At 59.2% G+C, this 20,775-nt stretch carries 16 protein-coding genes; 13 read left to right on the top strand and 3 right to left on the bottom strand.

The window, feature by feature from the left end:
- Positions 1-105: 105 nt before the first annotated feature.
- Positions 106-1,443, top strand: coding sequence for an RNA polymerase factor sigma-54 (gene rpoN, locus AC781_RS05925; RefSeq protein WP_067774983.1), 1,338 nt, complete (start codon positions 106-108; stop codon positions 1,441-1,443).
- A gap of 10 nt (positions 1,444-1,453) precedes the next feature.
- On the opposite strand, the gene AC781_RS05920 is transcribed toward rpoN, so the two are convergent.
- Positions 1,454-3,700: an NPCBM/NEW2 domain-containing protein gene (locus AC781_RS05920; RefSeq protein ID WP_083076638.1), complete on the bottom strand. Its 2,247-nt coding sequence runs from the start codon at positions 3,698-3,700 to the stop codon at positions 1,454-1,456.
- Between the two features lie 11 nt (positions 3,701-3,711).
- On the opposite strand from AC781_RS05920, the gene AC781_RS05915 reads away from it, so the two are divergent.
- From AC781_RS05915 to AC781_RS05895, 5 genes are read left to right on the top strand one after another with little or no spacing between them, the layout of a single operon-like run.
- A complete protein-coding gene (locus AC781_RS05915) occupies positions 3,712-4,248 on the top strand; it encodes a Fur family transcriptional regulator (RefSeq protein WP_245741044.1) in 537 nt (178 codons plus the stop codon).
- A gap of 26 nt (positions 4,249-4,274) precedes the next feature.
- Entirely contained in the window at positions 4,275-5,021 is a 747-nt protein-coding gene (gene sufC / locus AC781_RS05910) for a Fe-S cluster assembly ATPase SufC (RefSeq protein ID WP_067774979.1), read from the top strand.
- Between the two features lie 7 nt (positions 5,022-5,028).
- Complete coding sequence (sufB, locus tag AC781_RS05905; protein ID WP_067774977.1) at positions 5,029-6,432, top strand: Fe-S cluster assembly protein SufB; 1,404 nt, start codon at positions 5,029-5,031, stop codon at positions 6,430-6,432.
- A gap of 21 nt (positions 6,433-6,453) precedes the next feature.
- Positions 6,454-7,566, top strand: a complete 1,113-nt coding sequence (locus AC781_RS05900) for a SufB/SufD family protein (protein ID WP_067774975.1) — start codon at positions 6,454-6,456, stop codon at positions 7,564-7,566.
- A gap of 9 nt (positions 7,567-7,575) precedes the next feature.
- Positions 7,576-8,283, top strand: coding sequence for a ComF family protein (locus tag AC781_RS05895; protein ID WP_067774972.1), 708 nt, complete (start codon positions 7,576-7,578; stop codon positions 8,281-8,283).
- A gap of 54 nt (positions 8,284-8,337) precedes the next feature.
- Here the strand turns inward: AC781_RS05895 and AC781_RS05890 are convergent, their stop codons facing one another.
- Complete coding sequence (locus tag AC781_RS05890; protein WP_067774969.1) at positions 8,338-11,604, bottom strand: SGNH/GDSL hydrolase family protein; 3,267 nt, start codon at positions 11,602-11,604, stop codon at positions 8,338-8,340.
- Positions 11,605-11,785: 181 nt separating this feature from the next.
- Between AC781_RS05890 and AC781_RS05885 the strand changes: the two genes are divergently transcribed.
- The 7 genes from AC781_RS05885 to AC781_RS05855 all read left to right on the top strand — a co-directional run bounded on the left by AC781_RS05885 (position 11,786) and on the right by AC781_RS05855 (position 20,392).
- On the top strand, positions 11,786-12,232 hold the full coding sequence (locus AC781_RS05885; RefSeq protein WP_067774966.1) for an acyl-CoA thioesterase: 447 nt from the start codon (positions 11,786-11,788) through the stop codon (positions 12,230-12,232).
- Positions 12,233-12,242: 10 nt separating this feature from the next.
- The gene (locus AC781_RS05880; protein WP_067774963.1) at positions 12,243-13,688 is read left to right on the top strand and encodes a rhomboid family intramembrane serine protease; all 1,446 of its coding nucleotides are present in this window, start codon (positions 12,243-12,245) and stop codon (positions 13,686-13,688) included.
- 23 nt (positions 13,689-13,711) lie between these two features.
- Positions 13,712-15,163, top strand: coding sequence for a rhomboid family intramembrane serine protease (locus AC781_RS05875; RefSeq protein ID WP_067774960.1), 1,452 nt, complete (start codon positions 13,712-13,714; stop codon positions 15,161-15,163).
- Positions 15,160-16,383 carry a tetratricopeptide repeat protein gene (locus AC781_RS05870; protein WP_067774957.1) on the top strand — a complete coding sequence of 408 codons (1,224 nt, stop codon included), beginning with the start codon at positions 15,160-15,162 and terminating at the stop codon, positions 16,381-16,383. The genes AC781_RS05875 and AC781_RS05870 overlap by 4 nt, the downstream gene beginning before the upstream one ends.
- Positions 16,380-18,077, top strand: coding sequence for a rhomboid family intramembrane serine protease (locus AC781_RS05865; protein ID WP_067774954.1), 1,698 nt, complete (start codon positions 16,380-16,382; stop codon positions 18,075-18,077). The genes AC781_RS05870 and AC781_RS05865 overlap by 4 nt, the downstream gene beginning before the upstream one ends.
- 90 nt (positions 18,078-18,167) lie before the next feature.
- A complete protein-coding gene (locus AC781_RS05860; protein ID WP_172801836.1) occupies positions 18,168-18,614 on the top strand; it encodes a PTS sugar transporter subunit IIA in 447 nt (148 codons plus the stop codon).
- Positions 18,614-20,392, top strand: coding sequence for a chloride channel protein (locus AC781_RS05855; protein WP_067774948.1), 1,779 nt, complete (start codon positions 18,614-18,616; stop codon positions 20,390-20,392). Before AC781_RS05860 ends, AC781_RS05855 begins: the two co-directional genes overlap by 1 nt.
- Before the next feature lie 34 nt (positions 20,393-20,426).
- Here the strand turns inward: AC781_RS05855 and AC781_RS05850 are convergent, their stop codons facing one another.
- Entirely contained in the window at positions 20,427-20,693 is a 267-nt protein-coding gene (locus AC781_RS05850) for a hypothetical protein (RefSeq protein WP_071133522.1), read from the bottom strand.
- Between the last annotated feature and the right edge of the window lie 82 nt (positions 20,694-20,775).

Below are 20,775 nucleotides of genomic sequence, written 5' to 3'. Positions count from 1 at the left end.
TCTTCTTTCAGGTAGAAACGGGCATGGCGTTCCATCCTGCCATTGTTTCGCTTTTGACGCAGAATCCCCTTTTCGCTTCATGCCTCATCCGGTATAGTGCCGGGGATGAGTCATGCGGGCATGCAGCAGGGAATGAAGCAGTCCATGGTGGCGGGAGCCTCCATGCAGCTCTTCATGCGCACCCTGCAGGCTTCATCCATGGAGTTGTCGCAGATCGTGCAACAGGCCATGGCGGCCAATCCCGTGTTGGAGGAAGATACGCCCCGCGAGGATCCCCGGCACGATGACGACGGCTGGGAAGCATCGTCCCCTTCGGACGGTACAGCCGCTGCCGAACGCCACGAGTTGCTCATGAATTCGCTCAGCGAAGAACTTTCCCTGACCGAGCATCTTGAAGAACAGGTCGCCCGTTCAGGCATCGCTCCCCCGATCGCACGGGCGGCTCTGGATTTGATCGGCGAGCTGGACCATCGGGGCTTTTTCGAAGACAGCCCTGAAGAGATAGCCGTCCGCAACGGCATTGCCCCGAAAATTCTGGAGGAAGCCCTTGGCATCGTGCAGGATCTCGACCCTCCGGGCGTCGGGGCGCGCGATCTGCGGGATTCCCTGTTGATCCAGCTCCGGCAGGCTGGGGAGGAGGATTCCCTGCCCGGCCGCCTTCTGCGTGACTGCTGGGATGATCTGGTACGCCACCGCTATGCGGATGCCTCACGCACCCTCGGCGCGGACGAGGACGAGATACAGGCTGCCGTACAGCGCATCACTCGCCTGAACCCCGATCCGGGAGCAGGCTTCGCCCGCGAGGCGAACCCGTCCGTCACGCCCGACCTGATCGTCGAAAAAGGCAAGAACGGCGGCTTGCACGTCTCCCTGACGGGCGAACACATTCCGAAACTCTCCATCAGCAGCGCCTACCGCGAGATGTTGTCCGAACATGCCGAGGATGCGGAACTGCGTGCCTACCTAAGCCGCTGTTTCCGGGAAGGGCGCGAGTTCATCAAATCCATCACCGACAGGCAGGAAACCATTCTGACGATCGCCCGGGAAATCGTCCGGCGGCAGGAACCCTTCTTCCTCGAAGGGAAGGACCATCTCGCCCCGATGCGAATGGAAGACGTGGCGCATGCACTGGAGATTCATCCCTCCACCGTCTCCCGCGCCGTCAGCCACAAATACCTGTTGTGCAGCCACGGCATCTACGAACTGCGCTCGTTCTTCCAGACTGCGCTGCCGCAGCACGACGGAGACGGCGACGCGCTCAGCCCGCAGGCCATTCAGGCGCGCATCAGGAAGCTCGTCGACGAGGAGAATCCCGCCAAGCCCCTGAGCGATGCCAAGATAGAAGCCGCCCTCGCAGCGCAAGGCGTTACCGTGGCGCGGCGAACCATCGCCAAGTACCGCGACCAGATGAAAATCCTTCCGGCCAGCCTTCGCAAGCGGTGAGGCCGTTCCGTCAGGAATCGATCCGCACGCAATCCTTTTCAGCCGAGGGCTTTCCCTGCCGGATATACGTATTGCCCTTCACCGTCACCTTGTCGGCATGGTGGGAGCGCACGGCTGTGCCGCCCTTCAGTTCGAAACGGTTGTTTTCGATCCTGATATTGCTGTGCACGGGGCCTTCGGATTTTGTTGCGTGCGGATTGATGTGAATGACAGGTTCGGCGCATTCCACAAAGGTATTGCCCCGGATCGTCATATCCTTCACCATGCCCGATTCGTACCAGCCGGAAGCATCATCCTCCACCAGAATGCCGGGCATGCCCGTGCGGATGAACCGGCAGTTCTCGACCACCACCGGGCGGCGCGTCGTCAGCAGGAATCCCCGCGTCGGAATATGGCGCACCGTCGTTCCGGAGACGTGGACGGAGGGCGTCCACGTCACGTTCTCCAGAGCATCGGTCGGACGTATGCCGGAGGGAGCGGGCTTTTGCAAGGTGAGGGCCATTTTCCTGTCGTCGAGCCTGTCAACCTTCTGCACCTTGTTCGAGCCGAAGGACACAAGGCTGTCTCCCCGGATGAATTCAACCTCGTCGCCGGGGTGGAAACCGTCGATACCGAATGTCTGGGGATGCATGAACTGCACTACGACCTTGTTCGGAGCGGGCTGCTGCACGATGCGGAGATGGGTGCCGTGTACGTTGATGGCATCGTCGTGCGCAGCGGAAAGAAAACAGTCGCGCACGGAGATGCGCCCCTTGCAGCCCGAGAAATGCAGAATGTCCGCCCATGTCACGTTCGTGCGGGGAGAACCCTTGCGCGGCGCGACATTCAGGCGATCGAAGCTCAGGTTCTCGCAGAACTGGGAGACGACCCCCATGCCGTGGATGGCATGGATCGAGCAATCCTTCCACTTCAGATTGCGGCTGTTTCTTTGCAGGAAACCGACGCAGTCGCGCGTAATATCCCGGTTCTGGACGACCTGCCCCGGTTTGAGCGTCGGCGAACCGGAGAGGTAATGCACGCGGAGCCTGCCGGGAGAGAGTTCTTCGATGCGGGTGCCGTTGGGCGAGAAGGAGCCGGAGAATACGCCCTGCTCCGGGTCGAACACCTTCATGTAGCCTCCGAGCGGGAACTGCCAGCCCGGCCCTTTCCATGTCAGCTTGCCGTCGTTCAGTTCGTACCCGTAGTCGGGAGCGATGGAGATATCCATCGTTTGCCCGTCGATGGATTCGACCTTGAATTCGCAGACGGTGGGATGCAGGTAGTCGAAGGTCAGGCCTTCCAGAGTGACGCCGTCGCAGCCGTCCGCCATCATGTAGATCGACTTGCCTGCGAGCAGAATCTCGGCTCCCTTGCCTTCCAGCCGTACGTTTTTCATCCCGTCGAGCCGCAGGGCGATGCTTTTCGGCTGGTAGGGCCTGTCGTTCGTGTTGGAAATATGCAGTTTGTCCGTCGCCAGATTGCCGTAGGCGAACACATGCCTCCCCGGAAGAAATCTCAAAGTGATATTGTCCTTCTCCGTGCCGCAGCCGGAGGCAATCAGGGAATAATCGTGCGTGCCGGGAGCAATCACCAGCGTATCGCCCGGCGCCAGCGTCAGGGCATTCGCCGGAGCCATGCTCTTCCATGCCTTGCCGGAGGAAAGTCCGCTCGCCCGGTCGTCGCCGCGTTGCGGATCGATGTAGCGAACCGTATTCCCTTTGGAAAGCGTGCGCCGGGAGGCAGCGGGGTAAACCGTCTCATCGTTGGAAGATTCTCCGGGATTCATCCATACCGGAACCGCCCCATCGTAAACAAGGCGTGCATTGCCCCAGTTCGCGTGGTCGAAATCCCTGCCGTCTCCCCCGTCGTCCACTTCCAGTTCGAGGCGGCGCACGCCTTGCAACGGTACGTCAACCGATACCGGCTCATCGCCTCCCTTGAGTATGCCGCTCTCGAAAAGCGTTTTGCCGTTGCCCTTCACCCGGAACCGAACCGTCCCCTTCGCCTGGGAGGCATCCACGCCTACCTCCGCCAGAAAGCGGCCGGCCTTGCCGTCGAGCTTCAGCGTACCTGCGGAGGGTGCATGCGTGCCAAGCCCCCGTTCAAAAGTCCTGCCGCCGATTCTCATGGCTTCTCCGGAGACGGATTTCCCCGGCCGAACCGGGCGGCCTTCCCACCCGCAAGTCATCGCCGTGCCGGGAAGGCTGTCGAGCTGCGTTTCCTGTACTGCGGCATTTGCCTGCAAACTGCAACCGCATAATAATAGAAAGCGTATCATGCCGGTATCGTATGCGTCTGGCCGTTGTGGCACAAGAAAAAACGTCTTATCGTCAGCGAAAACTTGATTTTCATTCTAAAAAAGACTACATTCGTGCAGAAATTCAGGCCATGAACTCTTCATCTTTCCCCATCTCCGCAGCCAAACGCAAAGATTCCATCCTGCCGACGGTTTCAGGATTGCGCCTTACCCGCCAGCGGCAGGAAGTGTATCAAGTGTTGATGGACAAGCGCGACCACCCTACTGCCGCCGAAGTTTTCCGCCGTGCGAAACTGCGCCTGCCGTCCATTTCTCTGGCCACCGTTTATAACTGTTTGGAAGCTTTGGTCAAACATCGCCTTGTAAGACAGGTAAATTTTGATCGGGAACCGTCCCGTTATTGTCCCAACCTTGTAGAACACGGACACTTTCAGGATATCGACACCGGCATCATCCACGACATCACGCTGAAACCGGGCGTATTGCTGGAAGATGTGATCGATCTGCCTCCGGGCGCCTGCGTGAACGAGGCGGAAATCACCCTCCGCGGTTCCATCGTCAAACCATAGACATTTTCACATCATTCCACACAAGCATGAGTCTCATCATTCAAGATCTGCACGCCAACGTCCACGGGACGGAAATCCTGAAGGGAATCAACCTCGAAATCCCCAAGGGAGAAATCCATGCCATCATGGGGCCGAACGGCTCCGGCAAAAGCACCCTCTCCAAGGTGCTGTGCGGACATGAAGATTACGAGGTCACGGGCGGCAGCGCCACGATGGACGGCCACGACCTGCTCTCCATGAGCGTGGACGAACGCAGCCGCGCCGGGCTGTTCCTCGCCTTCCAGTACCCCGTCGAAGTGCCGGGCGTCACCAATGCCAACTTCCTCCGCGCCGCCATGCAGGCCCGCATGCCCGAAGGAGAAGAGCTGGATGCCGTCGCCTTCTACAAGACACTGTATGCGAAGATGGACAAACTCGGCATGGCCCGCAAGTTCACCTCCCGCGCCGTGAACGAAGGCTTCTCCGGCGGTGAAAAGAAGCGCAACGACATCCTCCAGATGATGATGCTCGAACCGACATACGCCATTCTGGACGAAACCGACTCCGGGCTGGATATCGACGCCCTCCGCATCGTCTCCGAAGGCGTGAACTCCATGCGCTCGCCGATGCGCAGCTTCCTCGTCATCACGCACTACAAGCGGCTGCTCGAATACATCAAGCCGGATGTGGTGCATGTGCTGTCGGACGGCAAAATCGTCCGCACGGGCGGCTACGAGCTGGTGGACGAGCTGGAAGAGCACGGCTACGAGTTTCTGAAAAACACGGAACAATAAAGTCTTCATGGACGAATCACCATTCAGTTTCGACTCGGCGAAGGGGAACTTCTCCTTCCCGGAAAAACACAAGTACGACGCCGGGTACGGCCTGACGCCCGACACCGTCGATTACATCGTCAACGTCAAGGGAGAAAAGGACTGGATACGCGAATTCCGCCAGAACGCCCTCCGCAAATTCGAGGAAATGCCCCTGCCCACCCACTGGGCCACGAAAGACCTCGAAAAGATCGACTTCTCCGCCATCCGCTACTACCTCGCCCACGGCGAACGCCCCAAGAAAAGCTGGGACGAAGTGCCGGACGAAGTGAAGCGCACCTTCGAACGCCTCGGCGTACCCGAACAGGAACGCGCCTTCCTCGCAGGCGTGGACGCGCAGTACGACTCGGAAACGGCGTACAACAACATGAAGGAAGAACTGCAGAAGCAGGGCGTCATCTTCGTGAACTCCACCGAAGGACTGATGGAGCATGAAGAAATCTTCCGCCCGTGGTTCGGCAAGGTCATCCCCGTGGGCGACAACAAATTCTCCGCGCTGAACAGCGCCGTCTTCTCCGGCGGCTCGTTCATCTACGTGCCCAAGGGCGTGAAGCTCAAGCACCCGCTGCAAGCCTATTTCCGCATCAATTCCGAGAACTTCGGCCAGTTCGAACGCACGCTCATCATCGCGGACGAAGACTCCGAAATCATGTACATGGAAGGCTGCACGGCTCCGCAGTTCGATACCTCGACCCTGCATTCCGCCGTCGTCGAACTCGTCGCGATGAAAAACGCGAAGATTCAATATGTGACCGTCCAGAACTGGTCATCCAACGTCTTCAACCTCGTCACCAAGCGCGGACTCGCGCACGAAGGCGCGGAAATCCGCTGGATCGACTGCAACATCGGTTCCGGCCTGACGATGAAATACCCCGGCGTCGTGCTGAAAGGCCGCCGGGCGCGCGGCGAAGTCATCTCCATCGCCCTGGCCAACACCGGGCAGCATCAGGACACGGGCGCGAAAATGATCCACGCAGCCGACGAAACCACCTCCAACGTCGTCTCCAAATCCATCAGCATCGGCACGGGCCGGGCGAGCTACCGCGGCCAGGTCGTCATCCCCAAGGGATTGAAAGGCTGCAAAAACAACACGGAATGCGATGCCCTGCTCATCAACACCGACAGCCGGACGGACACCTACCCCGCCATCAGCGTGACGGGCAACCGCAGCGCGGTGCAGCACGAAGCCTCCGTCTCGCAGGTCTCCGAAGAAATGCTCTTCTACATGCAGCAGCGCGGCCTGTCGCGAGCCTCGGCCATGTCCCTCGCCGTCAACGGATTCATCAACGAACTCGTCAAGGAATTCCCGATGGAATACTCCGTGGAGCTGCGCCGCCTGATCGACCTCGAAATGGAGGACAGCATCGGTTAACCCTTTCCGGCACCTATCACGATGAATGACGCTCTGAACCACTTCCGCCAGCAGGCCGCCTCCCGCGCCGAAACTCTTGCCGCCCCGGACCGCCTGAATGAAGACTGGCGCTACGGACGCCCCGCCGCGTATGCGGCCGCCGTGCTTGACCGCCTGCAAACGCCGCCCCCTGTGGCGGACGAAGCCGTAACCGCCACGCTGGCAGGCCCCGTACTGCCGGGAGTCAGCATCCAGCCGCTCGGCAAGCCCGAAGAGCTGGAACACCTCGCTTCCGTCCACTCCATCGGCTCCGGCAGAATCCTCGCCATGCAGCAGAGCCTGCCCGTCTGCGGCCTCTGCATCTCGATCGCCCCCGGCTGCATCGTCGAACACCCCATCGAAATCACCTGCACCGTACGCGGAGAGATGGGACTGCTCTCCCCTTCCATCCTCATCCTGATGGGTGAAGGCTCCAAAGCCACGATCCGGGAAATCCACCGGGGAGACGGCGGCAACAGCCAAATGATCGTCGGCGTGCAGAAAGCCGTACTTGCGCCGCATGCCTCCCTTTCCTACGAACTGGTGCAGGAACTCGGCAGCACGGGCCGCGCCATGGAAATAGCCGAATACAGGCTGGCCGAAGGCGCAACCCTCAACCAGCTCACGCGCCACCTCCACACGGAATGGGCGCGGCAGGAAACGACCTGCGTGCTTACCGGACGCGAAGCCCGTGCCGAACTCTTCTCCGCCAATGCGGTAGACGGCAGCCGTGTACTCGACCAGCGCACGCGGCAGATACACTCCTCGCCGGGAGCATACAGCAACCTTCTGTACAAAAACGTCGTGGGCGACACAGCCACGGCTACCTTCGCCGGCATGATCCTCGTGGAGCCCGGAGCCCATGAGACGGACGCCTACCAGGCCAACCGCAACATGATGCTCAGCGAACAGGCTTCCATCAACTCCCTGCCCGGCCTCGAAATTCTGGCGGACGGAGTCAAATGCTCGCACGGCAGCGCCACCTCCCCGATGGATGAAGAACAGCTCTTCTACCTCCAATCCCGGGGCATCCCGGAAGAACAGGCGCAGCGGCTCGTCGCAGAAGGCTTCCTGCATGATGCGGTCGTCCGCTTTCGCGGCGAAACCGGAGAATAGCGGCTTGCCATGCTCGACTGGATCTTTCCCCGCATCTGCGCCCTGTGCGGGGAACCCTCCGGTACGGCATATTCCCTTTGTCCTGCGTGCATGGATGCGTTGCCGCGCGTCGAAGCTCCGGTATGCCTTCATTGCGGCACGCCGTTACCCGGAGCATCCGCCCAGGCCGAAATGTGTGCCGAGTGTTCGGAGCATGAACGTACATTCGATTTTGCCCGCTCGACCCTGTCGCGCAGCGAAGAGGCACGCAGGCTCATCATCGACCTGAAATACCACGGCAGAAACCACCTCGTTCCGGCGCTCGCCGATCTGATGTCCGGGACGCTTCAAACCGATCCTCTTCTGCGGACAACGGCGTGGACGCTCGTCCCCATCCCGATGACTTCCGGCAGAATGCACAGGCGCGGCTACAACCAGTCCCTCCTGCTGGCAAAATCGCTTGGAAAACGCCTCGGTTTCGGCATGGCCGAACCTCTCGTCCATCTCCGCGACGCCATGAGCCAGACGGCTCTTCTCAAGCAGGAACGCGCCCGGCATGCCGACACGGTGTACCGGGTATCGCCAGCCTATGTTGCCGGCAGAAAAACAATCCCTGCCCACCTGCTGCTGATCGACGATGTATTCACCACAGGAGCAACGGCGCGGGCATGCGCCCGGCAGCTCCGCCGCCTCCCGGATGTCCGCACCGTCGCCGTTCTGACGCTGATGCGAGCCTGAAAAACGCCCGGCCTCCTTTCGGAAACCGGGCATCGCAAATGCGGCAATACCGCATCAGGCCTTTCTGCGGCGTTTCCACATCAGCCCGAGGAGGCTCATCATGCCGAGCGCAGGCGCCGACGGTTCGGGAATGGAGGCTTCGCGCGTCAACATGATCGTACCGTCCACCGCGAGATTCGCCGCATCCACCGTGTACAGGCTGCGGTCGAACACCAGCTGGGCATTCTCCAGCTTTTGGTAATCCTCAGCCCGGGCCATGTCAAACAGCTTGTAGCTGCGGCTGTCTCCTTCGGCCATGGATTCTCCGTCCAGCACATTCAGAACCAGCTTCAGGGAAGAATCGTTCATCCGGTCGAACGTGCCGGAAATGCGGATCATGTCCGACTGGTCGACCGAACGCGCTGCCGCCGTGGCAAGATCCAGCATGCAGGAAACATTCCCCAGCACAAGGCCGGAGTTGAATTGAATCGTGCCGATCTCGCCGTTGGCGGCCGCTTGCAGATTGCCCTGCACCATATTCACGATGGAAGAGAACGAACCCGTGCCGCCGATCGTGCCGCTTTCGACCTGGACGGAGCCGCCGACCTGCGCATTATTGAGCAGGATGGAACCGTTCTTCACCGTGATCGAGCCGGAACCCGTGGCTCCGTTGGCAGCGACGATCAGAGTACCGTCGTTCACAGTCGTGCCGCCGCTGTATGTACTGGCAGCAGACAGGGTAAGGGAACCCTTGCCCGCCTTACTCAATGCGCCGGACTGACCCGATTCATTGGCGATCGCCTGGGCGATCGTAACGTTGAAACCGTTGGTATCCACCGTTCCGCCTTTCGCGCTGATGGCGATGCTGCTGGCGGAAATCATGTTCGCATGGTCCTGCCGGGCTTTCAGCGTGCCTCCGTCGAAATGCACGTTGCCCGTCATATTCGTACTCTTGCGAAGAATCGAGACTGCTTCCACCGTGCCTCCGTCGGCAATGTACAGGTTGGACGTAAAGCCCGACGAAACCGCATTGGAATGCCCCAAGCCGATCGTCTCTGCCACCAGCACGCCGCCGTTGCGTACGGTCACATCCGTATCCTGCCGTACGCCGATATTGAATGTGTTCGCGACCGAGAACCGGCCACCGTCTTCCACCGTCAGCATATCCTTGCGCCCGGCTACCTTCTGGTTGCCCAGATTGACCGACACTTTGCTTTCCAGCCAGCTTCCTTCGCCCGTAACCAGAATGGCGCTATTGGTGGCGTTCGCCCCCGTCGTCCATGTGCCTGCGGAGAACTCGCCCACACCCTGCACCGTCAAATGCGCGCCCTGCGATACCTTCAGCGTGGCCGACGAAACGTCGAAACGCCCGGACGCAATATTGATCTCCGTATCTCCCGTCACTTCCAGCGTACCGGCCTTCACATTGCTGGTAGCGATGGAATTCTGGCTGGATGAAATCGAACCGCCCTGCACCGTCAGCGTTCCGGCGCCCTCCTTCGTGAAATTGGTTCCGGAAGCGGCCTGCAGCGCATCGAACACGGCATTGTTGCCGTTCGTATTGACCGTCAGATTACCCAGAGCCGACACCGTACCTGCATGAATGTCCGGCGACACGAGCCTGATCGTGGCCGCAGATGAAAAACCGACATTGTCTCCCTGATGGAATTGCCCGTCCGAAGAACTCCAGCTGCCACCCGTACCGATGCCCCAATCACCCGAAGAAGAACCTGTCCATGTATTCATCGACGATGCACCGGGCAGTGCGTAAGACGGGCGCGCCCCGCTCAAGGTATCGGGAGCCCATGCCCCGGTTTCCGACCAGTAGATGCCTCCAAGCGCCCCATAGGCCGCCGAGGATGAATTGGCCTGTCCGATATAAAAGCCGTTGATGGCCGCACCTGTGGAGCCGGACAGCGCTTCGCCGATCAGCATGCCGTTGCGCCAGACATAATACCCGGCCGCCACGCCGCCGCTCGCAATGTAGGCGATGCGGAAATCTGCCATTTCAGCAGATTGCGAACCGCCGTACAACATGGTATTCCCCCAGAAAACGCCGTTCTCGCGAATGTCGAGCTGCAGACCGGAAGACGCGGAAGTATTGCCGAACCCGATCGTCATCTGGTTGCCGAACACGCCGGAGGTCAATTGAAGGCTGACTTCAAGCGTGCGTTCGGCGATGGTGTTGCCGCTCCATTGCCATGACAGGCGCGTCGGATCCGAAGAACCCAGCGGAGCCGTAAATACGAACAGATCGCTGGGTGACGAAGAGCCCGTCGCCGTCAACTGCCGGGCGGCCACATGGGAACCCTGCACAGCCAAAGACGAACCGCCGGAAGACGAGTCCGGCAGGGAGGACATATTCTGCCGGATGAATTTGGAAGCATCGACAACGGCGACTCGCGCCTTGCCTGCCGTCCTCTGCCCCGTACCCATCGCTTCGGCCAGATTGTTGGCAAAAATCATCGATCCTTGAGCTTCCGGATGCACACCATCGGTCGTCATGGTCACAGGATCAAAGCCGATGCTGCCGTCGAACACCTTGACTTGCGAATTCCCGTTGTTCCATGAATCGCCGACGGCCATCAGCATATCGTTGATGACCTTCTTCTCGGCGGGGTAACGCCCCGTCTGCTTCGCCGTATCGACCGGAAGCACGGTACTGATGTAGAAATTGGCATTCGGATTCGCCTCACGGTACATCTCGACCATCGCCTTGATATTCGCGACCGTCTGCTCCGGAGTCGTATTGTTCACGGGGTTTCCGAAATGGTCGTTGATCCCGACCATGATCACGATCGTATCGGGCTTATAAGTTGACAAAGCGGGAAGATCCTTATTCTTGAAATGCCCGGAACCGTCGTCCCACGCCGTCCCCTTCCATCCGTCCGGCAGAGTCGTATCGAGCGCGGCGCCGCCGGGTGTCGTGGAAACCCAATTCCTGATGTAGCCTCCGCCTCGCGTACCTCCGTAATCGGGAATCTGGTCTCCCGCCTTGAAATCTCCGATCAGAGCGCCGGAATACCAGCTGGCATGGCCCTCGTGCATGCCGATGAAATTCTGTCCCTGATAGAGGGAGTTGACTCTTCCGGAATTGCGGGAACCGACCATCTGGAAATCTTTGGAACCGGACACGGCGGCTGTATTGGTGCCGTTCGTCTTATCCTGGTAACCGTTGTCAAGGAACGATTTCCAGATACTCTTGCGGTAATCCGCACGTTCCGTAATGGAATCGCCTACAAAGGCGATATTACCCAGATAGGGTGTATCCGCACCCAGCAGGGACGGCAGGATTCCCGTATAGCACGAGAAGAAAACGACGCATGTCGAGAGAGGTTTCATCGTCAAGATACAAGTTGGTTATTATCACGAAAAATACCATGAATTTTGCAGAAAAAGCATATTGAAATGGCATATTTCATCCAAATCAGAATAGCATATACGACGAGGAATGCAATGCATCTTTTCGGAAAATTCGGAGATTCATCATTGGACACTTCCTTCTTGACTCGCAAACGGAAACATGCCATCCTGCCACGCAGTGATTCCCGACAACATCTCCCTCAAAACCGCCGTACAGGTCATGTTTTACGATACGGACTGCGGCGGAGTCGTCCACAACCTCGCCTACCTGCGCTGGATCGAAGAATGCCGCACCAAGCTTGCCACAAAAATAGGCATGGACTACCTGACGCTGACGAAGGACAACAAATACACCGTCGTCGTGCGCCATGAAATCGACTACATCTTCCCCGCCGTACTGGCCGATCAGATCGAAACGATGGGCTGGCTGGAAAGCGTCGACCGCGCCTCGCTGTGGTTCCGCTTTGAAGTGCGCCGCCCCTCCGACGGCAAACTCTGCGTGCGAGCGCGGCAGCGGCTGGCCCTCGTCCAGATGCCCGAAGCCCGCCCGTGCAGGCTCCCGGCCGAATGGAAAAACCTCATCCCCCCAAACCACACTACCGCTTGATCTCCTCCCCATGGATACCTATGAATACAAAAACTCCCCCTCGGCAGAGCCGCAGGGGCCGTTTCCTCTCGACCTCCTGCCGGAACTCCGCCAAAAGGGCTATCTCGGCCCCGGTTCCTTCATTCGCGAGAACGGCGGCGAATGGGTGAGCGCACGCGGCATAGGCATTCCTCTTTTCTATCCTGCCGCCTCCCGCAAGGCGGCTTGGATGCTCGTTGCACTGCTCTGGTTCCTTTGGCTGCTGACAAACAACTGGCACATGCCTGTGGACGCACAGACGGGCAACGGCCAGCCCAATATCTGGACCTTCACCGTCGACCACCAGTGGTGGCGGCTCCTGACAGGAACCTTTCTCAGCCCCGGCGCGGTACCCCTGTGCCTCGCCACGGGGCTGATCCTCCTCATGGGGCCGTTCATCACCCCCTTTCTTGGCACCGCCGGATTCCTCCTGCTTTATGTTCTGTGCGGCATCGGCGGCAGTTTCGCCGTGCTGGAGTGGTACATTCCCCACTTCGGTTCTACGGAGGATATCGTTTCCCTGTACGAATACCAAAGCACGCCCGTGCCAGGCATCGTGTCCGCCGCCTACGGGCTTCTTGGTGCGGCGCTGGTGCTTTGCCCGCGCCGTCCGTGCATCAGGGATAATGTGCTGGCTTGGGCGGCGTCCGTCATGATATGCACGGTCGCACTCTACTTCTTCATCGGGATCACGGATAGCATCGTCCCGTACATGCGGCTCTCTTTTCTCGGCCTGCTACTGGGAATGGCGTTTGCCTCCCCCTGTGCTCTGGTGCATGCTTTCCGGCGCAGGCAGTGCGGCAAACTTCCCCAATCGGGCCATCGTTTTCTCTCCGTTTCGTCGGCTTGCAGCCTTGCCTTGTGGCTCATTTTGGCGGGAGCGTGGATGAATTACAAACAGACGGGCAAGAACAGCGCCATCGCAGCAGAAGAAGAATCCCGCTGCTACCTGCATGGCAAAGGCAAGCCTCAGAACAATCTGGCAGCCCTCGCCAGATTGATGCAAGCGGCCCGGGCAGGCTATCCGTACGCTTATGAGGCGATTGCCTACAGCCATATGGATCATCTGCCGCCCAGACACCGCAACAAACTCCATTCTCAACAATACGAACCACGGCAATACGCCACCCTCGCCTGGCAGCTCAACCGATCACCGGAGCACCGCAAACGAGCCGTTGCATGGTTTCGGAAAGCCGCTCAATACGGTTTCCCCGATGCGGCTGCGGAACTGGGCATTGCCCTGATGAACGGAGACGGCTGCCGGCAAAATTTGAGTGAGGCCCGCCTGTGGCTCACCCATGCAAAGACGAGAAAAGCCGATGAAGCCCTCGCTCGCCTGAATGTCTACGAACGGGGGCTGAAAGAGAGCTTCTGGCAGGATTACCGCCATATAAGAAACTTTTTCCGCTCCTGCTTGGCCATGATAAAACAGGACTGATATCCCAATCCCCAACGTACGCCATGAACCCTCCCAACATATCCTCTCACGGCCACCGGAGCGGATGCCTGTACGAATACGGAAACAGTTCCAAGTCCGAACCGAACGGCCCCTTCACCCTCGATGAAATGGCTGCCCTGCGGTGCCGTGGGTATGTCTCCCCTTCCACCTTCGTGCGGATGAACGGCGGAGAGTGGCAACGCGCCTCGGAATGCGGCATCCCGATTTCCTACCCGAAGGCAGACTATCCGGCTGCATGTGTTCTCGTCCTGCTGCTGCTCGCCGTCTATTGCCTGCTGCCTTCTCCGTTTCCTTCATGGGAGCTGCACACGGCCAACGGCCAGCCCAATATCTGGACGTGCGCCGTCGATGGGCAATGGTGGCGCATCTTCACCGGCACATTCTCCTGCACGGGCATCCTCTCTCTGGGTACGGCGGCCGTCCTGATCCTCTCCATGGGAGCGCGCGTCGTCCCCTTTGTGGGGCGCATCGGCTTTCTCCTGCTCTACATGCTTTGCGGCATGGGCGGCAGCCTTGCAGCGATTGCTCTCTACATCCCGGAAATCGAAACATCCTACGGTTTGTGCCATCTGCCACTCTCGGGTGTGGTTCCGGGCTGTTACGGTCTGATGGGAGCGGCGATCGTCCTTGGAGGCTGGCGGAGTTTCTGCTCTGGTACGGTCTGGTCATGGGGAGCGATGATCATGCTGGCGACGTTTCTCGTCTGCGTGGTTTTTCCCCTGTTGTTGAGCCAACTGGCCCGTGCCACTTTCCTAATGGCAACGGCGGGCCTTCTTCTGGGCATCTTGCTGGCGCTGCCATACTACCTGCTTCACCTGAGCCGCCACGACACCCCTGTAGCTCCGCCCGGTGTGCCTATGGCTCCTTCGCGCAAAGCACGGCGGATGTGCCTTGCGGCCATCTTCATGCTGGCATGCGCCGCTCTGGCCAATTATATGGCAACGGGAAGCGAAAGCGCCATACTGGACGAAGAACGCGCTTATACGGCGGATGACGAGAAGGCCGGCGAACTTCTCATCCGGGCCGCTTCCAACGGATTCCCTTATGCCTGCGAAGCGGCGGCCTACTGCTACATGGACAGGCCTCCGCTTATTCTCCGCAACTATAGCTTCAACCTGTGCTACAATCCGCAACGCTGGACGAAACCCAGCAACCGTTCGGAAAATCCGGAACAGGCCGCCTTCTGGATGGAAAAAGCCGCCATGCACGGTTTCCCGGAAGCACAGTATGAAACGGGAAAAAACTACATGAACGGTTTCGGGGTGGACAAGGATGCCGAGCGGGCCTTATACTGGCTGAACAAGGCTGTACGACAGGGCAACCGAAGAGCCGCCGGGCAAATGATCCTCTGGAAGATTCAGGATTATCTGGAAAAGGATTCCCAATCTCTGCCGTACTGGTTGAAGAAAAGCGCAGCCATATTGCCCGAAAACCTTTACCCGGTGAAGCCATGAAAAAATACCTGTATAAGGAACATCCTGATTCTGAGCCACAAGGTCCGTTGAACGTGTGGGAGATGCAGGCATTGCGCAGCTCCGGCTCCATATCGGACGACATGCTGATTCGGCGCGTCTCGACGCGCCGCCGTAAATCGTTCATGGCCTCGCCCTGGCAGCCCGCCGCAAAATGCTGGGATTGCAAGCCACAACCCAAAGCCGATTACCTGCTCCCTCTCCTCCTGCTTGCCGCCAATATCATCCTGTTTTTCCTGTCGCCTTCGGAACGCCTGAATATGGATTTCGATGCGAAAGACACGCTGCTTCCGAACGGATGGAGCTGCATCGACCAACAGGAATGGTGGAGATTCTTCACCGGATTATTCATGACAGGCGATCCCGTATTGCTGGCCGGGAATGCCTTGCTGCTGCTGACGGTCGCCCCCCTGCTCCCGCCTGTACTCGGTAGAGGCGGGTTCCTGCTGTTCTATTTTCTTTGCGGCATTATCGGCTCCTTCACGGCAGGGGGCATCATTCTGGCATATATTCCACAAATTCGCGATTTACCTGTACCTGTATTTGCCTCGCCGATGGGGGCGGCCACATTCAGCCTCATCGGAGCTTCGATGGTTTTGCCCGTCTGGCGCGCCTGGAAAATGCCGAATGCTTTCTGGAGTATGCTCCTCTTCCTGCTTCTTCCCCTCATTCTGAAGGAAATGGAACTCATTTCCTGCATGACGGGTCTGATCGTCGGACTCGGATTGATGCTCCTCTTCAAATACTTTCCGGTATCCAAAAGATCGCTTCTTCCGTGGGCCTTCCTGATTCCGGCAGCCGCTGCCGCATCCTTTGCCGGAACCGGGATCGACACGTCACTCGACGACTATTCCGAAGGCTGGGCCTACATGCAGGGCAATGGCGTGACGAAAGATTCCCGACACGCAGCGGCATGCTGGCACAAGGCCGCCGTACAAGGGTATGCTCCGGCACAAACGATCCTGGGCATTTACGAGCTCCGTACCCGCCGCAATCCGGAACGGGCCGTGTACTGGTGGAAGCTGGCGGCAGCATCCGGAGATGTGGAAGCCCAGTACAGGCTGGGCATGGCTTACCGGAACGGTACAGGCGTTTCCCGCAACGAATCGCAGTCGAGACACTGGATCGAGCGAGCGGCGGCAAACCGTCATCGTAAAGCCGCCAATGCCTTGCAACAATCGGAAACTTCAGACAAACAATGAAACAGTATTATTACAAGGAACATGCCGAGGCTTCCCCGAAGGGGCCGTTTTCGGAGTCCAAAATGGAACGCCTCCGCAGCAAGGGCATCGTCACTCCGGAGATGCTCGTCACCGTGCAGCAGGATGGAGACTGGAAACCTGTTGCCGATGAAAAGAGCCTGCGCCCGTACCCGAAAAACAGGTATGGAGCCATCCTTCTGCTGCTCGCCGTCAATTGGCTCGTTTATTTCTTCGTATCCGACCGTTCGCCTCAAGATCAGGAGCAAACGCTGAACGGTATGGCGTCCTATTGGGCCTGCATGGAAGACCATGAATGGTGGCGGTGCCTGACTGGCCTGTTCGTGGCTCCCGATTTGGGTATTCTGATCTTTTCCTCGCTCTCCCTGCTTCTGCTTGGCGTCATGGTGGCTCCCGTGATGGGGTTCTCCGGATTTCTTCTGTTCTACATCCTGTGCGGCCTCATCAGCACCATCTTATGTCTGCCGTTGGCATCATATCCGGCTTCGTCCGACGGCATCTTCTCATGGATGCTCGCTTCCTTGTTCCTCGAGTTTCCCATTCCCGGCATGCTGGCCTCTTCCTGCGGCATCGCGTCCGCCGCGATCATTCTGTGTTCCCACCGTCGGCGTTTCGGAATCAATGCCGGCACATGGTCAGCCCTGATGCTTGTCGGCGCCGCCGCCTTCTTTGCCCTCTCTTTTTCCCAGAATGTATTCCTGTTCATCACACTGTTCGGGGCTATCGTCGGCGGTTTTCTGGCGCTTCCCGGCTTCATCAAATACAACATGTTTCTTCGCCGCGAATCCGGACAAACTGAATTCAGGATCAGCATGCGGGATCAGTGGCATCTGTCCTTTACCGTGATTGCCCTGCTTGGAATCGCAACGGCTTCCTACCTGATTAGCGGAGACAAGGGAGGCTTGGCATCCTACAAAACCGCGTGGCAATGCGGCTGGACAAACGGCGAGACGGATAATAGCCCCCAGGCAGCCGAAGCCATGCTGGCGGCGGCGAAGCGCGGTTATCCCGCCGCCTGCGAGGCGGTAGGCTACCGCTATCTCAAGGGACTCGATTATCCGCCGAACCGGAAGGAAGCCGTCAAATGGTTCACTCTGGCCGCCGAATCCGGTTATCCTCAATCGCAATATGAACTGGCGAACGCCTTCAAGGAAGGACGAGGCACGCAGGCAAGCGACGAACAGGCTTTGGTATGGCTCCGGAAATCGGCAGATGCGGGTTACGGTCCCGCCGTACAGGCGCTGGCCGTCAGCTATCTGAACGGAAGCCTCGGCATCCATGATCCGGCGAAAGGAGCGGCTCTGCTGGAACAATGCATGGCGGGCATGCGCCTGTTCGAACCGGCAAAAGAAGCCGCCTACATCCTCGGCACCCTGTATGCACGAGGCGAAGGCGTCGGCAAGGATCCGGCAAAGGCGTTCGAACTGTACACGAAAGCGGCGGAACAGGGAATGGCGGACGCCCAGTGGAAACTCGCTCTCTGCTACAAAACGGGCGAAGGTGTGGCAAGCGATCCCGTCAAGTCGATTCAATGGATGCAGAAGGCTGCAGCACAAGATCAGCCCGATGCCATCCGCACGCTGCATGCTCTCCGGAAGATGTTGCCGTTCTCCGAAGATACCACGGAAGCGGATGCCCCGAAGGAGAACCGGCCATCTCCAGTCCCTCAGGATTGACCCCGCCGTTTTCCTCCTTCATGTCCGTATTGAAGCTTGAGCGCAGGGCAAAGTATGCTATGAATGGAGTACGCGCATTTCTCCGGAAACATGGATATTTCACCTGTTGACATTCATATTTGGGAAGGTGGCCCGGTACAGACCCGGGCCGAGGCTTTGAACGTCCTGTCGGAAGGTGCCACGGAGGGGCTTTCTCCCGTCCTGTCGGCCAAAGTATTGGCCCACGCCGAAGTCAGAGAGGAATCCGTTCCCACCTATTTGGAAAACGGTCTGGCCGTGCCGCATGCCCGCGTGGCAGGATTGCCCGGCATTTCCCTGATGGCCGCCTACCTGCCGGACGGCGTACCGTGGCCCGATGAGGCAAGCATGGCGGATCTCGTCATCTTCATCGCCGTCCCCATGTCGCAGGTCAGCGACTACCTGTTCATCATCCGCAAGATCATCCGCTGGCACAAATCCGTGCCCTGCGCCGAACGTTCCGCCCGCTGGGGAGATCCGGCCAATCTGAAAGCCGAACTGCAAAGCATCCTGAGCTGATGGCGACTTCACAGGCCAAGAAGAAGAAAACATTTTCCCCCCTTTCGCTTGCATGGCTCCGATTTGCCGTCGAGCTGCTGCAGAAGCTGCACATTCAGGATCGTCACTTCGTCTACCTTTGGGCGATATTCGTCGGCATTCTCGGCGCATGCGTCGCTCTGGCTTTTGAGTATTCAACGGAATTCCTTCAATGGATTCTGACGGGCGCCCATGCGGAAACTCGCGTGGATGCCTTCGAACAGATAGGAGATTGGCGGCGCATCGCCGTACCTGTGGTCGGCGGATTGCTGGCCGGCCTCACGCTGCTTTTCACCCACAAATTCGTCCCTGCCAAGGCGACGGAATACATGGAAGCCGTCTCGCTCGGCAGCGGCAAGATACCCGTGCGCCCCTCCCTGCTGCGCTGCCTTTCCGCCATCTTCAGCATCTCGTCCGGAGCGGCCATCGGAAAAGAAGGCCCTCTCGTCCAAACGGCGGCCGTCGCCGCTTCCACGCTCGGACAAAAATTCAAACTCTCGGCGCCCCGTCTCCGCCTGATGGTGGCCTGCGGCGCGGCGGCAGGCATCACGGCCGCCTTCCATGCGCCGCTGGGTGCGTGCCTCTTCGTCAGCGAGATCGTTCTCGGCACCCTGTCCATCAACATTCTCGCGCCCATGCTCATTGCGAGCAGCACGAGCTTCGTCCTGATGCACATGCTGGGCAAGCAGAAACCCATTTATGAAGCGGCCTCCACGACGTTCGGAGACATCAACCAGGTACTCCTCTGCATCGTACTGGCCATCATTGCGGCATGCGTCGCAAAGGGGTGGCTCGTCCTGCTCAAGGTATCGCGCAGCTATTTGAACGGCAAACGCCAGTTCCTCCCCCTCCGCCTGATGCTGGCCGGGCTATTCGTCGGCCTGCTCGCCTGCTATGATCCGCATGTCGTCGGCAACGGGGCTGAAATCATCGCCGGGCTCGTCCAGACCGTTTTCACACCGGAACAGGCATCCATCTTCCTCGTATTGAAAATCGTCGCTGTCGCCGTCGTCTTCGGTTGCGGCACCGTGGGCGGGGCCTTGACGCCGAGCCTGATGATCGGCGGACTTCTCGGCTTCCTCTTCAGCACGGCGCTGACCGCCATGGGCATCGGCGGAGACCATGCAGTCGCCTACACGATGGTCGGCATGGCCGCCTTCTTCACCACGGCGGCGAATGCTCCTCTCACCTCCCTCGTCCTCGTCGTCGAATTCTCCATGGCAGGCACGCTGATCTTCCCGCTGATACTCGCGGTGGTCTGCTCGCATGCCATGTCCATGCTCCTGAAGGCCAAGTCGATGTACTATGACTCCCTGACCAATGGCCCCCGCACGGCATTCGACAAGCACCTCGGAGACGTCAGCGTCAGCGACATCGCGCGCACCACTCCCGCCGTCGTGGAACCGGGCGACAAATTCGGCTCCATCGCTACCATCCTGCTGAAAAACCCCGGCGAAAACGTCTTCGTCGAAGGAAAGAACAAGCTCTTCCTCGGCACCATCATCCCGGAAGACGTGATGACCTTCGCCAAAAGTGCGACGCTGGCGAACACCGTCATCGCCATTGACGTAATGCGGGAAGACATCCCCGTCCTCTCCCCGGAAATGGGTCTTCCTGCCGCATTGGGCACCTTCACCGCCTCTGGCATGGACTCCCTCGCCGTAGTCCACCCCGACACGGGGAAAATCAGCGGCATCGTCTCCAAGGGCGACCTGTATCAGGTCATTTCGGAAATCATGAAACGGGAAAAGCTCAAGTAGCCCTGTTCTCCTCCCCCAAAGGGCCGCCCGCCCCTCATCGCGGCAGGCGTTGCTGCACGCTGCCGAGCATCCCGTACCATCGCTTCCGGTCGGCTTCCTTGACATCCGCCATTCCTCCCCGGTGCTTCATGGACGGCCATTTTCTTTGACTCAGGGAAAATCCCGCACCGGTATCAACGGACCAGCAATCCAGAACGGAGCCGTCCGACGCCTCGAAGAGCAGCACGAGCGATTGGGGATGCTTGGACGCGAGCGGCAGGACATCCACCTGCGTACATCCCCGCCTTTCGGCATGGTCCACAATATTTCGGACTGTAGATGCGTCTCGCTCCGCGAGCCGTAAAACCTCCGGCGCGGGCTTGCGTGACAGCCAGTCATAACGC

Source organism: Neoakkermansia glycaniphila, assembly GCF_001683795.1.
Classification (GTDB): Bacteria; Verrucomicrobiota; Verrucomicrobiia; order Verrucomicrobiales; family Akkermansiaceae; genus Akkermansia; species Akkermansia glycaniphila.
This window is presented reverse-complemented; position numbering and strand designations above follow the sequence as displayed.

What these genes read in the sequence shown, in the direction of transcription:
- rpoN (WP_067774983.1), top strand. Translation starts at nt 106, where the DNA reads ATGAGTCATGCGGGCATGCAGCAGGGAATGAAGCAGTCCATGGTGGCG.
- AC781_RS05920 (WP_083076638.1), bottom strand. Translation starts at nt 3,700, where the DNA reads ATGATACGCTTTCTATTATTATGCGGTTGCAGTTTGCAGGCAAATGCC.
- AC781_RS05915 (WP_245741044.1), top strand. Translation starts at nt 3,712, where the DNA reads ATGCGTCTGGCCGTTGTGGCACAAGAAAAAACGTCTTATCGTCAGCGA.
- sufC (WP_067774979.1), top strand. Translation starts at nt 4,275, where the DNA reads ATGAGTCTCATCATTCAAGATCTGCACGCCAACGTCCACGGGACGGAA.
- sufB (WP_067774977.1), top strand. Translation starts at nt 5,029, where the DNA reads ATGGACGAATCACCATTCAGTTTCGACTCGGCGAAGGGGAACTTCTCC.
- AC781_RS05900 (WP_067774975.1), top strand. Translation starts at nt 6,454, where the DNA reads ATGAATGACGCTCTGAACCACTTCCGCCAGCAGGCCGCCTCCCGCGCC.
- AC781_RS05895 (WP_067774972.1), top strand. Translation starts at nt 7,576, where the DNA reads ATGCTCGACTGGATCTTTCCCCGCATCTGCGCCCTGTGCGGGGAACCC.
- AC781_RS05890 (WP_067774969.1), bottom strand. Translation starts at nt 11,604, where the DNA reads ATGAAACCTCTCTCGACATGCGTCGTTTTCTTCTCGTGCTATACGGGA.
- AC781_RS05885 (WP_067774966.1), top strand. Translation starts at nt 11,786, where the DNA reads ATGCCATCCTGCCACGCAGTGATTCCCGACAACATCTCCCTCAAAACC.
- AC781_RS05880 (WP_067774963.1), top strand. Translation starts at nt 12,243, where the DNA reads ATGGATACCTATGAATACAAAAACTCCCCCTCGGCAGAGCCGCAGGGG.
- AC781_RS05875 (WP_067774960.1), top strand. Translation starts at nt 13,712, where the DNA reads ATGAACCCTCCCAACATATCCTCTCACGGCCACCGGAGCGGATGCCTG.
- AC781_RS05870 (WP_067774957.1), top strand. Translation starts at nt 15,160, where the DNA reads ATGAAAAAATACCTGTATAAGGAACATCCTGATTCTGAGCCACAAGGT.
- AC781_RS05865 (WP_067774954.1), top strand. Translation starts at nt 16,380, where the DNA reads ATGAAACAGTATTATTACAAGGAACATGCCGAGGCTTCCCCGAAGGGG.
- AC781_RS05860 (WP_172801836.1), top strand. Translation starts at nt 18,168, where the DNA reads ATGGATATTTCACCTGTTGACATTCATATTTGGGAAGGTGGCCCGGTA.
- AC781_RS05855 (WP_067774948.1), top strand. Translation starts at nt 18,614, where the DNA reads ATGGCGACTTCACAGGCCAAGAAGAAGAAAACATTTTCCCCCCTTTCG.